The organism is Candidatus Limnocylindrales bacterium, from assembly GCA_035559535.1.
Classification (GTDB): domain Bacteria; phylum Moduliflexota; class Moduliflexia; order Moduliflexales; family JAUQPW01; genus JAUQPW01.
On sequence record DATMBG010000021.1, the window covers coordinates 141,519 to 158,472 of the forward strand.

Here is a 16,954-nt window from a genome sequence, read left to right on the forward strand (position 1 = left end):
CCCTCACCCCCGGTCCTCCTCTCCTGGGTAGGGGCGGGAGGCCTCCCGCCCCTACGGAGAGGGGGGATTGGGGGGCTAGGGGGGGATGGGGGTGAGGGGAGTTGGAGAGTAAAAGTAACCCTATGAGGTCAAAATTAAGATAACAGCGCATTAATTCTATTGGACTATCAGATTAACTAAAAACCTCTCCAAAAGATAACCTTACTATGAAGGCAAAGGAGAAAGGATGCCGTTTATAAGCCTATAACCTTTTCCACACCGTTTACAATGTACTACCTCTTTAACAGAGAGTAGATCCGTATTACCCAGTGGATAACCACAAGCACTGACATACCCATGCACACGAGCAGGAGAGCCAAAGGCTAAGGCATAAGCAGGAATGCTCCTGGTTACCACACTACCCATCCCGATCATTGCAAACTCGCCAAGTTCTATGCCGGGACCAATTGTGGCATTTGCTCCTATTGTTACCCCCCGTCGAACTATCGTCTGCAGCGTTTCATCGGTTGGTTCTGAAGGCATCAGATCGCTAAAATCGGGTAGGATGGCTCGAGGAAACTTATCATTGGTAAAAACAGTATGGGCAGAGATCATCACACCATCTTCAATGGTTACCGCAGTACAGATATAAACCCCGGCATTTAGTTTAACAAGGTTACCGATTTGCACAGCATAGGCAATGTATGTTTTTTCACCAACAATACACTTCTTCCCTATCCGGGTTCCACGCCGAATATGAACATTATCCCAGATAACAGAACCCTCTCCTATTTGAACCCCTTCTTCGATTAAAGCAGTTGGATGAATGCGAACATTGGGGAAGCGCGGGTCGGTCATAGGTTAATTATACAGACAATCTTTAATAGCTTCGGCTATATACTCAATGTGCCTGTCGGTGTAAAGTTCATTCCAGGGCAGAACCAACATATGGGCTAATGCATCCATCGTACCCGGATAATCCTCCACGCGGTAGTGAATAGGGGGATCATCTTTTCGAAACGGGTTATTCCGCAATGGAAAGCCACTATTACCAAAGGTTTTAGCCTCCCTGAGAACCTCACATTGAAATGCAGGTTTCGCGATATAGCGGGGAGCAGAAAAAATATCATAACGGGTGCGTAATCGTGTGGCAAGTTCACCTACGTCGATACCTGTAGCCTTTTCATCCACTCGCAAAACATATTTCCAATATACATGGGTTGCGCCTTTAGTAATTTTTGGTGTTTGTATGCCTTTCAAGGTACTTATCAGATCAGTAAACTTCTGGGCCATTATTTGGCGACGTTCCACAACAGTTTGAACTTTTTTTAATTGGGCCAGTGCCACCGCTCCTTGTAGCTCGGTCATTCTATAATTTAAGGCCAGGAAATAATGATCGGGCTTTGGATCCCCGTAGCCCCAGGCCTTATCATGAAACAGGCGAATATGGCGTGCAAGTTGAGGATTATTTGTAATAACCAACCCCCCTTCCCCCGCAGTCATATGTTTTGTTTGTTGAAGACTGAAACAGCCTATAGATCCCAGGGTACCAACCCGTTGACCCCGGTACGTTGCAAAGAAGGCCTGAGCCGCATCTTCAATAACAAGAATTCCATGTTTGTTCGCCAAATCAAGAATCGGCTGCATATCGCAAGGATTGCCAAACAAGTGTGTAACAATAATCGCTTTAGTTCGTCGTGTAATTTTTTTTTCGATAGTATCGGCTGTAATGTTATATGTGTAAGGATCTACATCCGCAAATACAGGAACTCCTGTTTGATAGAGGATGGGTGTTATAGCACCCATATCCGTGATAGGGGTTGTGATAACTTCATCGCCCGGTTCCAGGTTAGTTGCAGCAATAGCACAGTGCAGAGCCGCTGTTCCTGAAGTAACGGCAATACAATTCTTAACTCCGTAAACACGGGCGAATTCTTTTTCTAGCTGCAAGACCATGGTACCTCGTGTACAGTTTAATGTTCCAGAACGGATTGTTTTAATTAAAAGTTCGATCTCCTCATTATCAAATGTCCGACCGGTTGCATTTGCTTCGGATGGTAAAACCATTTTCCGTTGGGTTTCAGACACCGTTTAATCCTCCTTAAATATTTATCCAGAACCGTTAGTCTTTTTACCAGCAGTTCCAAATGAGCTGTAAATAACCCAGAATATTACGCCAAACACGCATCTTACTTGCACCAACCTTTTGGTCATAACGTAATACCAGAGGTACCTCAACAATACGTGGATAAAAACGGCTGAGTTTCAACAAAATTTCAGGTGTTACGGCAAAGGTAGTTGATTGAATGAAGTCTTCACCATAAGTTGCCAGGGCACGCTGATAGAGTGCAACCCGCACTCCACGAAAACTACAGGAGTACTCTCGGACTTCAGGAATAGGAAACAACAGTTTAATAACCCATCGTGCACTATGGCTAAGAATACGACGTACCAGGGGTATTCCACTCTCTCCGCCACCGGGTACAAAACGTGAAGCAAGTACAATATCTACACCTTCATAAAAACACCTTAACATCTCCCCTATAAGGCCAGGATCATGGGTGTTATCGGCATCCAGGGTGATTAACACATCCTCGGGGGCCGCATATGAACAGATATGAGTGATTCCGGTACGGAAAGCGGCTGCCAATCCACGATTTGTTGGGTGCTTTATTATATCGATCTTCATATCTCCACTGAATTGCCGGGCACATTCCGCCGTTGCATCATTACTCCCATCATCCAGTACAACTACACACCAATCCTGGTTCCATGTAGATGCAGCTACCTTAATTCGCTCCAATAATCTGGGTAACGCTTCTTGTTCGTTGTAAGCCGGTAATAAAATATGAATCCTCATAAAAGGAAGGCTTCCCTGAACTTTCTACTAAAATGAATAATCAAAGTTGACAGGGTTTAGAATAGAGTTCCTTTTGCAGGAATATAAAGGTTTGTTATGTCTGGCACACTTTTCAGGTATTTCCTACCAGTTGATTAAAATTTGTAACTTCTATTTTGGGTAAAAGAACCAGACTCTGCAAGTTCTGCCCAGGGGAGTCATTCCTGTTACCTATATCCAGCCATTTGTTAAACCTCGCCGATTCATAGGCAGCATCGATTACTCTTACGGATTCGACAGCATCCTGTGGAGTAATGATGGGTATTTCGTGGTGCAGCAGGCAATTAACAAAGTGCTGTAATTGTCGTGTGAAGGCCTTTTGTTTGTCGTAACCTTTCCCAAACCTGACCCAATTTAATTTCTCACTCTGCCGATATTTAGACTCTTGCCATCCTATGCTTAGGGTACCTTCAGTACCGTAAACACCAATATAGGTATCAGAATCCTTATAAATACTCCAGCTCAGATCTATAATTCCTAATACACCGGATTCCGTTTGAAAGTAAAAGCGACTTGTATCTTCAACTTCAATAGGTTGAACCTGTATGCCGTGTTGAGTTTGGACTGAAACGATAGGCCCGACAAGGAATCGAGCAATGTCTACAGCATGGCTACCGTTATCAATCAGAACCCCACCTCCGGATATTTCGCGCATGGCATTCCATCGACCTGCCATATTTACCTTACTACAAAATACGTTCTCATAAAGGATAATATTACCCAGAATCCCCGATTGGATGATCCCCCGTGCTTTGATAACATCTTCACTAAATCGGAACTTGGATGCCATCATGATAAGCCTGTCTTGTTTTTCAGCATACGCAACCATCTTTAAAGCATCTTCAAGTCTTGTGGCAAAGGGTTTCTCACAGAGGACATGTAATCCATACCCGATGGCATCACAGGCGATGGTAACATGGGAAGACGGAGGTGTACAAATAATAACCGCATCCAATTTCTCGGATTCTAACATCTTGCGGTAGTCGTCGTAAGCCTTTCGACAGCCGAAAGCCTCTTTTACACTTTGAGCTACAACATTATTTATATCACATACGGCGACTAACTCTAGCATGGAAGCTTCTTGACAGGCTTGCAAATGGGTCTGTGCGATGCGACCACAACCTATTACGGCAATCCTTATAGGTTCATGAACGGACATATTAATTCCCTCCAAAGATAAAATTGCAGGATTACAGTGCTTCTTAAACTTTAGGAGATAAAAAGTGTTCCAAAATTAATTATTTTAAAATGAACGTGCCAGAACGACGACCCATTCGGAATCGGTGATCCTCAGCGGTAGAGTTAAGGTATGAAACCGATTTGAATTAAGCAATTGTTCGCTCAGCTTTACCCACTGGGACCAGAACTGAGAGAATGGATAAGAACCTTTAGGATTCCAACTTTCCCGACTTAAGATGATAACATAATCTGATTGGTTTTCCACTTCCTCTACTATCTTATTGAGATATGCCTTATGCGTTTCATCCGAGTCGCTGGCATCTAACCATGCCACAGCTGAGTGGATATGGAGGATGGGAGGTCTTGATGGTTTGAAAAGGTTAGACTCAGATTGCTTCCCTATCATCCTGACAGATTGATTTTTATCAAACAGAAATACATTGGCAAGCGAATAACGGTTAAGAGTTCCCCAATAGGTTATAGATATCTGAAATTCCTGTTTGTCTTTATCAGCTTGCTGATGGTAAATGTCATCAAGAATGGATTGAGTAATTTGCAAGGTGGTTTGTTTGCTGAAAGACGGTGTAGTATGCTGTTTATACATGGTTATTACAAACCAAAAACTTGCAATTATGATCATCAGCATAAGTCCCATCCGATAGGATTTACTTTGTAGAATGCTTCTCTCCCTAGGGTTTTGTTTGAAGGGAAAAAGAAGAGTTAGATAAAATCCCATATAAGCAGGAAAGGCATAAGGAAGATTTTCCGTATGCAGAAGCATAAGAATCAAGAGAGGACTTATACCCATCCAGATATAAATCCAATTTAGCTGCTTCAGTAAGGAGATCCCATTGACTCCTTTTATAATAACAGACCCCGGAATCCAGGAAAGCCAAAGGGTCATTCCTATATAAGGAATATTGTTTCCAATTAATTCTCTTATGAAACCTTTCCATAAAAAGGGTAAACGGGCAGGCGACAGGTTACCCATCGATCCGAGAGGATGACCATACCAGAAGAAAAAGAATTTTATGAACTCGTATAGGGAGAAGATCAACCACCAGCCACTTACCATTAAAACGGTTGTTCCCAATATTAATAAACCTCGAAATACCACAGAACGCGTTGAATGATAGATGAGTCCCTTGATAAATAGGGGCATAACCATGATCCCTAATAAAATAGCCGTAGGTATCCGTCCTAAAACTAATAGTCCCCAGAACACTCCGGCCAGAATAGTTGCCCAACTTTTACTTAAGTTATCGCTGAGCAGTAAGTAACAGATGGTACTGACACTTAGAACGTAGCTTAGAAAGTCTACATTCATGTTTGTTAAGCCTTCATAAGCCGTAGCTACAGGGGAGATATAAATCATTGGAGGTATAGATAATAGGATGGATAACACTATAGAATGAGTTCTATCCCAAAATAACAAACCTAAACTCACAGACATGGCTAAATACCATATCCCATTGAATAAGGGGCCAACCGACATGCTAAGGTTCAGAAGGGGTCCTAAAAGAGCCGCCATAATCTGGTGTAAGATATACATGCTGGAGTTAACCGCGAAGTTTAAAGCCTGGAGAGTTCCCTGTGTTTTTGCTATCTGAATAGTTCTACCAACTGAAAAATAGATCCCCATTCCATCACTGAAAGACAGGTGGGTCTTATAAAACTGCTGGTTCATAACCATGGAGAAAGTTATTACCAGCAGGGCAATAGTTGAAATACTCAAAAAAACAATCCATTGACTTCGGGGGGCAATACCTGTCAGATTATTTAAGCCTGCCACTTCTGCAGATCTAAGCATAATCACCTGTTCTTAAAACTATCCAGAGGCCGATCCAGTCACAGTTTTCAGGATACTTAAAACCCGAGGAGCCTGTACCTGAAGGGAATATTCGGTTTCTACGGTGGTACGTCCGGCCTGACCCATGGAGCGGCGAAGCTCAGGATCCCGAATCAAAGCAAGTAATTTCTCTACCCACTCGTCTTCCTTTGCAGCCAGAAATCCATTTTTCCCATCCTGGATGATGGTAGAATTCACGCCAATGGGAGAGGCTACAACGGGAATCCCAACAGACATGTAAAGCAATGCTTTCATCCCACACTTGCCATAACTCCAGGGCTCATCAGGCAACGGCATAATGCCTATATCAAAGCCTTGAAGCTCTTTTATTTCGGTTTCCGGGGACCAGCGTCGTAGCAAGAGGGGTACTCCCGATAACTGGAAATCTCCCCCCATTACCCGGAGTTCTACAGAGGTAGCAGCGGCTACCCGTCGTAATGCTCCCGAGATAATATGAAGGTGTCGGATGGTGGAAGGGCTACCACTCCAGCCTATGACTACAGGCCCCTTTCGAGGAGTAAGATTCCCGGGCAGATATCGTTCGGTATCTACGGTGCTGGGTACCACCCAAACATTTCTATTGTAGATACGCGCATAGTTTGCCAACCACTCATTTCCGGCAATGACGATGGATGCCATTCGACACAACTGAGCCGTCTTCCCCGGGCACTTCAAGACACTCCAGCGACGGTTTACCTCCATGGTATCCGGGATCCAGATCGCATCATCAAAATCATAGATCAGGGGAATACCCCTACGAACCAACAGCCACTCCACAAGGGGAGGTCCTGCTACCAGGGCTGTACGGGAGAGCCAGATGGCATTATACTGTCCGGGGCGTGGGAGATGGCATAAAGCCCGCACCAGACTCATCCCCACTATCTTCATTTTCTTTATGGGAGAAACCCGGGAGTAAAGGAGCCGCTGTTCTTCCGGGGTCAGCAAAGGTAACATCTCCGAACTTATCCCTGCATCCCGAAGATAAGGAAGCCATTGCTCTATACGATACCGTTGTCCCGGTACGAGATTTAAAGCATAGGGTAATACGCAGAGTATTTTCATTTCAAGCAGACCGTTTGATGGGCAAGGTAAATCGCATCAGAGGTCGTTTTCGTTTATACCTGCGCAGACGCCACTGGACATAACCTGCAGCCGTAAAGACCAGATAGAGAATAATCACCTGGGAACGATAACGATAAGCAAGACCTATATTTGCGGATCCCAAGGTGTAGACAAAGCTAATAATGATGAGGGGTAATAATAAAGCCAGATTTTTCCTGGCCCCTTGCTTTAATGCCTGCTTCACTATCCGCCAGATAAAGGGGATGGTTAAATACCAGGTCAGCATTTCCGGTAGTGTAATCACCTGCCTGAAACCTCTTATTTCCCAGGGAAACGGAGAGAAGAGGAAATAAACCAACCCAATGGGAATAAAAGTAATAAGCCCAAGGGGATTACTCAGGTCTATATCCCCATAATAACCCGATTTTCCAGAGTATACACTGGCTATACCCTGGCGGAACTTCTCAATCTTCTCAAGGTCTATAAATTCGAGACCTTGTTTACCTATATCGAATTGGTAGTATAGCAAGAGTAACAAGACCGAGAAGCCGATTCCGAGAAACAGACCACGTCCCAGATTTTTTGAGTGGGATAAAACAAATACACTCAGTACGGTAACCGCCATTATCACGAGAAGATAAGGCCGAACATACTGAAGCCCTATCATAACACCAAGAAGGGTGGCAAAGGAAGCCATGGATAATCGCTCGCGAAGGAGTAAGGTATGCCATACAATCACGAGGATGCTTAAAGTCAGCCAGATATCCCGTAAGTTTAAGACAGACCATAATACCAGAGAGGGAAAGAAGGTTACCCACATAGCAGTAACCCTACCTTCTATACGCCCAAAAACATGAAGTCCGAGACGATAGGCATAAACGATGGTCAGAGCCCCGGCCAGGCAATTAAATATTCGAGGGACCAACAGGGAGGGACCGAAAATATAATACTGAAGTGCCAGAAACAGATAGTAGCCAATCCGGTCGGCGGACCGCCCTTCAAAAAGAAAAGCAGGCTTAGGGCTGATCCCCTGCCAGTAACGAACCAGGAAAAACGGCATGTGATCGTAACCGCCTTGATCCTCACCGAAGAGATCCCGATCGATCGGTCCATAAAAGATAGCAAAGGCTACCAATACCCGAATGAACAGGGCAATGAAACTCAGATAGAGAAGCCACTTACGATCTTCAAGGGGCAGGCTACGAAAACGCAAGAACAACCAGAGAAATATCATACATACCGACAATGCCATCAGTGCCGGAAATATCTCATCGACGGTACCAAAAGCCAGTCCCACCCCCGGGATAAAAGCGATGGCAATAAGCACAAGAATATGTAAAAAAACCTGGAGAGTTCGTGTCGAAAGCATAGATATGAGAGTTCTTAGCCTGTGAGGGTTTTTTCTAAAATCGCTTTCTCGTCTTGGAAATTCTCAGAAATCCCCCTGACACCCCCTTTTCAGGAGTATGTTTTAAGAACCAGACCTGGGGTCTAGACACCCCCCTGGTCCCCCTCCAGGGGGGAACAAAGGGGTATTCCCCTTGGAGGGGGGAATTTGGCGGGTAACCTTCTAAATCCCCCCTGGAGGGGGACCAGGGGGGTGTTCAGGCCGAAAATAAGGTTTTCCCCCCCTTCTTAGCTGGATGTATAGGAGGTTAAGAGAGCGTTTTCTAAATTGGAGCAATGTCTTGAGCCATAACACGTCTCGGGAACCCAGACATCTCGCCTGCTGCCTCAGGTTGGATATTAAAACTGTATAAACCTTAAACGATTGTTACTTATGAAAAATCTCCTCAGGACCAGGGGTGGTAAAGAGATAGTTCAAATACCGGGGATGACCCCCACTCCGATCACGAAGAACAGGTCCATGGGGGGTTAACAGATAGTAATAATAACCCAGAGGATTCAGTATTGATCTTTATGGGATCGATTCGATCCAGGCCGATAACTGTTAACAAACTATGAACGGTTGAAGTCATGAGATAATTGAAGGGTTGTGAAGCCCGAAGTTGTTTTAAAAAATGTTTGATATCATACACGGGAACGGGTAATGAAGGAGGTAGTACAGGAAATAAGACTTTGATAAAGTGTGAGTTGTCGCTCACAGGCAGGCTCAAGGGCGTAATGGGTTTCCGCAGCACGTCGACAACGTAGGGATAATCCACGATCTTCGAGAAGTGATCGAAGCTCCCGAGCAGCCTGTCGATATTCGATATCAGAGTGTTCTTTCACAATGACTCCAACCCGCTCCCGGCGGATGATGTCATCTGTATCACTCACGTTAGGGGTTGTAACAACCGGTAATCCTGAAGCCCAATACTCCCCTATCTTGGTAGGCGAGCATCCATGCTCGCTGATTCCCTGGGCCAGGAAAAATAGACCTGCCTGTTGGTACGAAAGTTCCTGGGGGATCGCCGTATGTGGAACACTGACCACAGACCAGCTACCGGCAGGTAACCCACTGGCCTGAAGAGTTGAGTCGATCAAATCGGGTTCTGCCCGGGTGAGGACGCGAAAATGTATCCGATTTATTTCCCGGGAAGCAAGGGCTACAAAGCGCCCGATCTTATCAAAAAGGTATCGTCCCCCCACACTACCGATATAAACAAAACGAAGCATATCTTGCCGGATCAGGGATTTGGATGGGTTCCATGGGAAATGGTCCAGATCTACACAACTGGGAACTACAATTACAGGAGTGCTTTTACGTTGCACAGCCGGAAGCTGCTGGATTACCTTCCTGGCTCGATACGATAAGGCAATAATCCCATGGGAGTGGGTATATAATTGCTGTTCGAGAAATTTAGCAATCCGATGAGGGAGGGAATTTGCCTTCCAGATGCCTCCATCGACCTGCTCATCGGGATAAAATCCTTCATTATGATAAACCAATTTTGCCTGCAAAAGTGGGACAAGGATAAATCCTATCAAGCCACCGATAAAGGTACGTGCATGGATGATATCCGGACGAACCCGTAACCGGGCCATAATGGCATAAGCACATCCCTGGAGAATATCAAAAATTTTTGCCGGTACCTTCGGGCGTTTATGATACCGGAGGGGGATCCAATACACCCCGCGTTCTTCCAGAAAAGCACGGATCTTTGCCATTTCACTATGATGGGCCAGATCCTCAGGCTTTTCAAAGGTAACCAGGGTTACGTTTACACCGGATTTCGCCAGTCTGGCCACAGAAGGTAAAACGAGAGACTGCCCTAACGGCTCGGCAGCTCCCCAATAAACCAGGTAAAGGATCTTGGGAACCCCCTTCAACGGATTGGGCATGGTTTTGTCAGACCGTTTTTATAATCCGACGGCCGGAATAATCCCTTGATTTTTCCAATCGTCGGACCATCCCTCCCATTACCTTTAACAGGTTGGGAGGCCACCACAGGATACTATAGAACCCATATCGGCAGGCATTTAGCCACTGTCCTGCACAGGCATGATCGCCGGCCAGCATATAGTAAAGCCGTCCGTAACACTGACAATGAAAACGCCAGCCCAGTCGTTGAACATAAGGACTATGTAATGCTTTATGATATAAACGCTTCCAGGCCTGGGTCATGATCTTCACATTGGCATGGGTATTACTCCCATGGAGACGATACAGCACCAGGACCTCATCGACATAATCAATGGGATAACGGCTGGCGATACGCCAGAGAAGATCCGTATCCTCACAGGGAGGTAAGTTAATATCAAAATCTCCTACCGTCTCCAGTACCCTGCGGGGGATAAGAGAGGTACTACCCACCCCACCCCCTGAAAACTTTCCCAATAAAACTCTTTCCAGTACATGTCCCCGGAGATCCGCCCGAAGGTCCCTTAAAGGATTACCCTCGATATCAATCTCCCGTAACGAACAAGAAACTAAACCCAGATCTGGATTCTGCTTGAAAAGGGCTATCTGCTTCTCAAGTTTTTGGGGTAGCCAGATATCATCTGCATCGATAAAAGCCATCAATTCCCCGGTTGCATGGCGTAATCCCTTATTCCGTGCAGCAGCCTGGCGTGCATTCCTTTGATAAATATACCGTACCCGATTTCCATATCCTCCAACGATAGAGGCTGTAGGGTCCGTAGAACCATCATCCACCACAATAAGCTCAAGCCTGGAATAGGTCTGGGCCAGGACACTATCTATGGCAGTCTTAATAAAGCGTGCGGCATTGTAAGCCGGCAGGATAACACTTACTAAAGGATCGGTAACCATTCGCTACCTCTTCGTCTTCCATAGGGTTTCACAAGATCAAAGCCGTTCATATAAGTCTAAATGCCGCTCTACCTTAAGTTGATTACTAAAAAGCCGAATAGCGTCTAATCGGGCCTGCCTGGCCAGGTTTTTACGTAGTTCAGGATCCCCCTTTAATTTCAGGATGGCCTCTGCAATTTGATCGGAATTACCGTAATCCACCACCATACAATTTTTCATATGTTGGGCGGTTGTAAAAGCATACCCTGATCTTGTTAAGATTTGCGGACGTTCTGAAATCATTCCTTCGATAACATTTATCCCGCTATTCTCAACATATTTATTAATAGGGACATGGACGTGAATATCCAATAACTGAAACAACGCGATGGGATCTTCTATAAAACCCTTGTAGAACACATGGTAGGACAGATTATACTCTTTTACTTTTTCCATAATTTTTTCATATTCAGGGCCTTGAGAACCAAAAATAAGTAATTTGACCTCGGGATGTTCTTTAACAATTTTCCGGATAGCCTCCACAAGGTAAATATGCCCCTTCCAATACTCAAACCGGGCAATAACGCCTACGATAAAATCCTGATCTTGAATCCCGAGCTGTTTTTTCAATTTAAGTATTCGATCCTTCGAGATGTTATCATAATCCGTAACCTTGAGACCTTGATAGATCGTCGTTAACTTTTCAGGTTTAATTTTCCATTTTGTTTCCAGATACTCCCGGGCTGTGTCTGAAACGGCGATAACCTTTTTAGCAGACCAGAAAGTCAATCGGTCTATGATTTCTTGCTTCTTACTCTTAAAATCGTGGGCCCAGCTTGCATTTTCACAGGTGGTCACCCGTTTCTGAATTCCGGTCAGTAAAGCCGCCAACTGGCCGATTAAATTTCCATAGGGTAAACTGGTATGTACGAGATCAACCGAATGCTTTTTCAAAATCAGGATGACCTTAAAAAGGTTGATAAAGTGTGAAAGAAAATTTTTATGTTTCAGATAATAGACCTCCACCCCCAGTTCTTTTAAATCCCTGGCTAAAATTGGCTCATATTCATTGAGGATAATATGAAAGTGTTGAATATTTCTTTTAACCAATTCTTCAGAGAACCAATACCACTGAAGGGACTTATTGATATGGGAAGTAATATAAGCGATTTTCATCGTATTTTGGAACGCCGAACCGATTCGATAAAAAAGTCGGGAAAGAAAGTAAGCCGCTGGATTACTTTTTTTAACTCCTTATCTTCTTCCATATAACTTTTATAATTTTTCTTCAGATAGGCAGCTACTTTGCGAGCTCTTGGAAAATTTCCGGTTCTATAATCGGCTTTAAATACGTAACTTAGAAAATAGAACAACATGAGCCTTGGGTCGATAACCTTCTGATGGAAATCAAAATTAAATTTCACAGGATCGGAGAAATATGTATCAAAAACCTTCAATTTTTGTAATTCGCCACGAATCCAATCTAGTTTAAGATTACCTACGATATTTATAAAAATCCGGATCCAATCTTCGATAAAGTACCTGTCTAAGGCCACACTTTTACTTCCTGCATGGAGTCTATACTTAGAGAAAACATCCTTAACTTTTTTAAATTTGGTTACCAGGGCCAGTCGGGCAAACAAATCATAATCCATTCCATAGTGATAGGTTTCATTCAATAAACCAACCTTATCCAGGTATTTCCTTCGGATATAAGCCGAGGGCTGTGAGAAAGACATTCCGCTGAGATATCTTTCAAGGGTCGGATTTTCATATCCAAAATCTTCCCGGATATCTCCTTTTTGATCAAACAAAATGGTCCCTCCATGAATGAGTCCTATCTGATCCGATTCCTTTTGAAAAAGATCGGCGACTCTAAAAAAAGTACCCTCTGTAACCAGGTCATCACTGTTTATCCAGGTCACAATATCTCCCGTCGCTCTTTTAAGTCCCTTATTAATTGCGTGGCTCTGTCCTCTGTCGGGTTCACTTATCCAGTACGTAATTTTATGTTCATATTTTTTGAGGATAGAAAGGGTGTTGTCCTTACTTCCCCCGTCGATGATAAAATATTCTAAATGAGGGTAATCCTGACGAATAATGGAGAGAATGGTCTGTTCAATGTATGGACCCTGGTTAAAGGAGGGAGTGACAACAGATATTTTAGGATATGTCATTTCCAGCAATATCGAATAGGTTCGAACTCGTCCAGGATCGAGAAAACCCCTTTGACATAATCTTCTCCCGTCCATTTAAGTGCCTGTTCTAATCCCCGTTGAATCAGTGTATGGCGTAGGGTATGATCTTCGTAAAGAGATTTGATGGCAAGGGCCATTTGTTCCGGGTCTTTAGGATCCACCAGCAAAGCCGCATTATCGAGACGTTCCTGAGCACCTGGGACATGGGAGGCAACTACCGGGCAACCTAAGGCGAAGGCTTCTAAGGGAGGCAGATTTTCTGGACCAAAGAAAGTCAGATAGGTCAGCGCAAAGGCCTTTCGATAAAGCGAGATTAAATCTTCTTGAGGTACAAATCCTAAAAAGTGAACCTGGGTGGACAGGCCCAACCCGGCGACCTGTTGCCTGATATAGGATTGGTTCCCTTTGTCGGAACCCACAAACACCACAGGAAAAACGAGTTGATATTTCTCCCGTAACAATCGAACTGCTTGTAGCAGTCCGGCGTGATTTTTATGGGGCCAGAACTGAGCGGGGTAAAAGAGATAATTTTCAGGAATATGATATTTAGCAAGGACTTGTTTTCCGTCCTCCGATGAAGCCTTTAATGCATTTAATGCAAAGGAAGGAGTTGGATGGGGAAGTATTTTAATACGTTCTTTCGGGACCTGATAAAAATACTCAATTTCAGCTTTACCGGCCTCTGTGCCGGTAATAACTGCAGCAGCCCGACGTAATACGGTCCCATAAAAGCCCTCCCGCCACTTCCATTGCCCTTTTGTACTTACTTCCGGAAAATAGGGCTGAAGTCGATGTTGTAAATCCCAAACCACGGTAATGTACGGAATTTCCATGGTGAAGCAATCGGGAGTCAGATACCAGATAAACTCAATTCCGTTTTTAAGAAGAAGTTTTTCGACCCGACTTTCTATGGTGAAGAGACTTCTCGGATGTCGTAGTTTTTTAAAAACGCCCGTTGCCGTTCGAGAGAGTTTAGATATTACACGCTTTCCTAAACCCTGATAGAGGGAGACAAATTGAATATTTCCGGTTGAAATTTTAGGAGATTGCCCTTTCGTCCAGGTAAGCACCACAAAAGTGTGGTTACTTTCCTGACCAAACTTAATCAGAGACTGATATACTTCCCTTTCAAAGGTATATCCTCCTCCTTCTTCAGGTATATTCATTCCCAGGAACAGGCCAACTCTCATGATACCTCGAACTCCTTTATTTCATTAAGACTGTTTGGGGTTTTTCGAGCTACAGCTACAACATGCCAGGTCTGTTCTGTAATCTGTTCATCGGGAGTAAACCCGGCAAACCATTTAAGGGGTGTGAAACCACTGGAGGATAACCAATAGGCCATTTCTTGAACCAGGAAGTAACGGTTTATTTGAGTTTCCTTAAAACTGGAATAGGTTCCGTTATCCCGTAACTCATAAACGGTATAAGTTACCTGACTTAATTGTTGAGGATACTTTAAGTTGGTTTCAGAGATACGGAGCAACTCCCCACCGGGAATGGACCAGCGTCTGATCCGTACAGGATCATAACTTCGAAGCATAGCGGCAGCATGCCAGAATTCAAACACAAATAAACCATTCGGACGTAAATGGTTATAGACCCCTTCTAAGACCTGCTTCAACGCTTCATTAGTTGCAACATATCCCATAGAATCAAACAAACAGATCACCGCATCAAAGGGGTCATCGGGTAGATTAAGAGCACGCATATCCTGCCAGCGAAAGTCTACCTGGGAAGAAACCTGGGTTATTTTACGTCGGGCACAGGCTAACATATCTACAGAATAATCCACCGCTACAATTTTATAACCCAACTTTTCAAGGGCGAGGGCATGTCTTCCGGTTCCACAGGCCAGTTCCAGTAACCTTCGGGTTTTACCTATACTGTATTTTTGTAAGCATTGATCGACAAAAGCAGCTTCAGCCTCGTAAGGTTTATTGGCATAGAAAATGTCGTATAACTCGGCATGTCGACCTATATAGGAACTCATAAGGTAGTTTTTTTTGCGTGCTGGGCGGCACGCCGAATACTTTCTGCAATGCTTTGAATCGTCGCTTCAGATAGCGTATAACTGGAAGGTAAATAAAGTCCTCTTTCCCACAACTTATCTGCCACCGGGCAGGAGATTTCACGGAATCCCGGCTGGGATTGCAGGCAGGGTTGCTGGTTCATGGGACAGAAAAAGGTACGGGTATCAATCCCCTCCCGACTTAACCATTTCATGAGTTGATCTCGACTGATACCAAACTCAGGCTGAACAACCATCGCATACATCCAATAAACATTTCGTGCCCAGGGAGCTTCAGAGGGAAGTTGTAGGCCTGGAATATCAGACAGATAACGGTGATAGGTATGGGCCACCCGTCGCTTCTCAGTAATAATCTGTTCGATTTTGTGAAGCTGGACGACGCCCATGGCGGCCTGATAACCGGTCATCCTGAAGTTATACCCGGCCAGTTCGTGTCGGAAGCGCGGCTTTGTAAAGGCTAAATTCCGTAATAACCGCAGACGTTCGGCCAAGACTTTATCGTTGGTTATGACCATCCCCCCCTCGCCGGTGGTAATCACTTTATTGGCATAGAAGCTGAAGCATCCCATATCCCCAAAACTACCCGTCTTTTTTCCACGGCAGGTAGCCCCATGGGATTCCGCACAGTCCTCAATCACCTGGAGGTTATGGCGTCTGGCAATTTCACATAAGCGATCCATATCTACCGGATGACCATATAAATGGACCGGAATAATGGCCCGGGTACGTGAAGTGATGAGAGATTCAATCAAATCCAGATTGAGGTTCCATGTGATTTCTTCAGAATCTACCGGAACAGGAACGGCCCCATGGTGAAATACAGCCAGGGCGGTAGCAATATTGGTACTGGCACTAACCAGTACTTCTTCTCCAGGACCAATACCCGCAGCAGCAACGGCTAAATGCAAGGCTGCCGCCCCGCTGCTGACGGCAACTCCATATTTACAACCGCAATACCCGGCAAATTCCTGTTCAAATCGGACAATGGATTCGCCAAAGGATCCGGAAATTTCACCCCGTCTCAAGGCCATAACGACCGCATTAATTTCTTCTTCACCGATTACAGGTTCAAAAACCGATATCATTTCTTCACCTTTACAAAAACCTTATCATGTTCGGTCCCTAAAAAGGGTCCCTGTTTAACGCTGATACATTGCATATCCTCAATCACACGGATTGCATGGACTCCATGAACCAAAACGATGGCATCACCGGGATGCAGGATGATTTCACGCAGAAGATCTCCGTCATCACTATATAACTGAACCGCAACAACCCCCCGTTGAACAACAAACATCTGCTGCAAATCATGAATTTGCCGGGAGATAGGCTTATGATAATGGGGTGGTTCTATAAACCCGGCCTCGTGAGCAAGTAATCCAAACTGAAAGGACGACTCAGGGGGAGAAAAGAAGGTGGTTTTCTCCACCCGGGTATCGGCCCAAATAATTTCGGCATATTTTACCCCGTTATATTCAATGGATTCAATACTCATATCTTTATCCTTTCTCTGCCGATTTAAAAATTTGTACTTTCTGCCGTCGAAAATTCTTGCCAATGA

Annotated in this window: 15 protein-coding genes; all 15 read right to left on the bottom strand. The window is 44.5% G+C overall.

Annotated features, from left to right (window positions below; all coding sequences use genetic code 11):
- Positions 1-204 precede the first annotated feature (204 nt).
- A complete protein-coding gene (locus tag VNM22_06475) occupies positions 205-837 on the bottom strand; it encodes an acyltransferase (protein HWP46791.1) in 633 nt (210 codons plus the stop codon).
- 3 nt (positions 838-840) lie between these two features.
- On the bottom strand, positions 841-2,067 hold the full coding sequence (locus tag VNM22_06480; protein ID HWP46792.1) for a DegT/DnrJ/EryC1/StrS family aminotransferase: 1,227 nt from the start codon (positions 2,065-2,067) through the stop codon (positions 841-843).
- Positions 2,068-2,110: 43 nt separating this feature from the next.
- Positions 2,111-2,839 (bottom strand): glycosyltransferase, encoded by a 729-nt coding sequence (locus VNM22_06485; GenBank protein HWP46793.1) that lies wholly within the window; start codon positions 2,837-2,839, stop codon positions 2,111-2,113.
- A 112-nt stretch (positions 2,840-2,951) separates the two neighbouring features.
- Entirely contained in the window at positions 2,952-4,037 is a 1,086-nt protein-coding gene (locus VNM22_06490; protein HWP46794.1) for a Gfo/Idh/MocA family oxidoreductase, read from the bottom strand.
- Positions 4,038-4,121: 84 nt separating this feature from the next.
- The gene (locus VNM22_06495) at positions 4,122-5,867 is read right to left on the bottom strand and encodes a hypothetical protein (protein ID HWP46795.1); all 1,746 of its coding nucleotides are present in this window, start codon (positions 5,865-5,867) and stop codon (positions 4,122-4,124) included.
- 18 nt (positions 5,868-5,885) lie between these two features.
- Positions 5,886-6,968, bottom strand: a complete 1,083-nt coding sequence (locus VNM22_06500; protein ID HWP46796.1) for a glycosyltransferase family 4 protein — start codon at positions 6,966-6,968, stop codon at positions 5,886-5,888.
- A gap of 1 nt (position 6,969) precedes the next feature.
- On the bottom strand, positions 6,970-8,337 hold the full coding sequence (locus VNM22_06505; protein HWP46797.1) for a glycosyltransferase family 39 protein: 1,368 nt from the start codon (positions 8,335-8,337) through the stop codon (positions 6,970-6,972).
- A gap of 662 nt (positions 8,338-8,999) precedes the next feature.
- Entirely contained in the window at positions 9,000-10,253 is a 1,254-nt protein-coding gene (locus tag VNM22_06510) for a glycosyltransferase (GenBank protein HWP46798.1), read from the bottom strand.
- Positions 10,254-10,260: 7 nt separating this feature from the next.
- Positions 10,261-11,184, bottom strand: coding sequence for a glycosyltransferase (locus tag VNM22_06515; GenBank protein ID HWP46799.1), 924 nt, complete (start codon positions 11,182-11,184; stop codon positions 10,261-10,263).
- 36 nt (positions 11,185-11,220) lie between these two features.
- Entirely contained in the window at positions 11,221-12,339 is a 1,119-nt protein-coding gene (locus VNM22_06520) for a glycosyltransferase family 4 protein (GenBank protein HWP46800.1), read from the bottom strand.
- Positions 12,336-13,340, bottom strand: a complete 1,005-nt coding sequence (locus VNM22_06525; protein HWP46801.1) for a glycosyltransferase family 2 protein — start codon at positions 13,338-13,340, stop codon at positions 12,336-12,338. The genes VNM22_06520 and VNM22_06525 overlap by 4 nt, the downstream gene beginning before the upstream one ends.
- Positions 13,337-14,551 (bottom strand): glycosyltransferase family 1 protein, encoded by a 1,215-nt coding sequence (locus tag VNM22_06530; GenBank protein ID HWP46802.1) that lies wholly within the window; start codon positions 14,549-14,551, stop codon positions 13,337-13,339. The genes VNM22_06525 and VNM22_06530 overlap by 4 nt, the downstream gene beginning before the upstream one ends.
- A complete protein-coding gene (locus tag VNM22_06535; protein ID HWP46803.1) occupies positions 14,548-15,354 on the bottom strand; it encodes a class I SAM-dependent methyltransferase in 807 nt (268 codons plus the stop codon). The genes VNM22_06530 and VNM22_06535 overlap by 4 nt, the downstream gene beginning before the upstream one ends.
- The gene (locus VNM22_06540) at positions 15,351-16,478 is read right to left on the bottom strand and encodes a DegT/DnrJ/EryC1/StrS family aminotransferase (protein ID HWP46804.1); all 1,128 of its coding nucleotides are present in this window, start codon (positions 16,476-16,478) and stop codon (positions 15,351-15,353) included. Before VNM22_06540 ends, VNM22_06535 begins: the two co-directional genes overlap by 4 nt.
- Complete coding sequence (locus tag VNM22_06545) at positions 16,475-16,888, bottom strand: hypothetical protein (GenBank protein ID HWP46805.1); 414 nt, start codon at positions 16,886-16,888, stop codon at positions 16,475-16,477. Before VNM22_06545 ends, VNM22_06540 begins: the two co-directional genes overlap by 4 nt.
- Positions 16,889-16,954 lie beyond the last annotated feature (66 nt).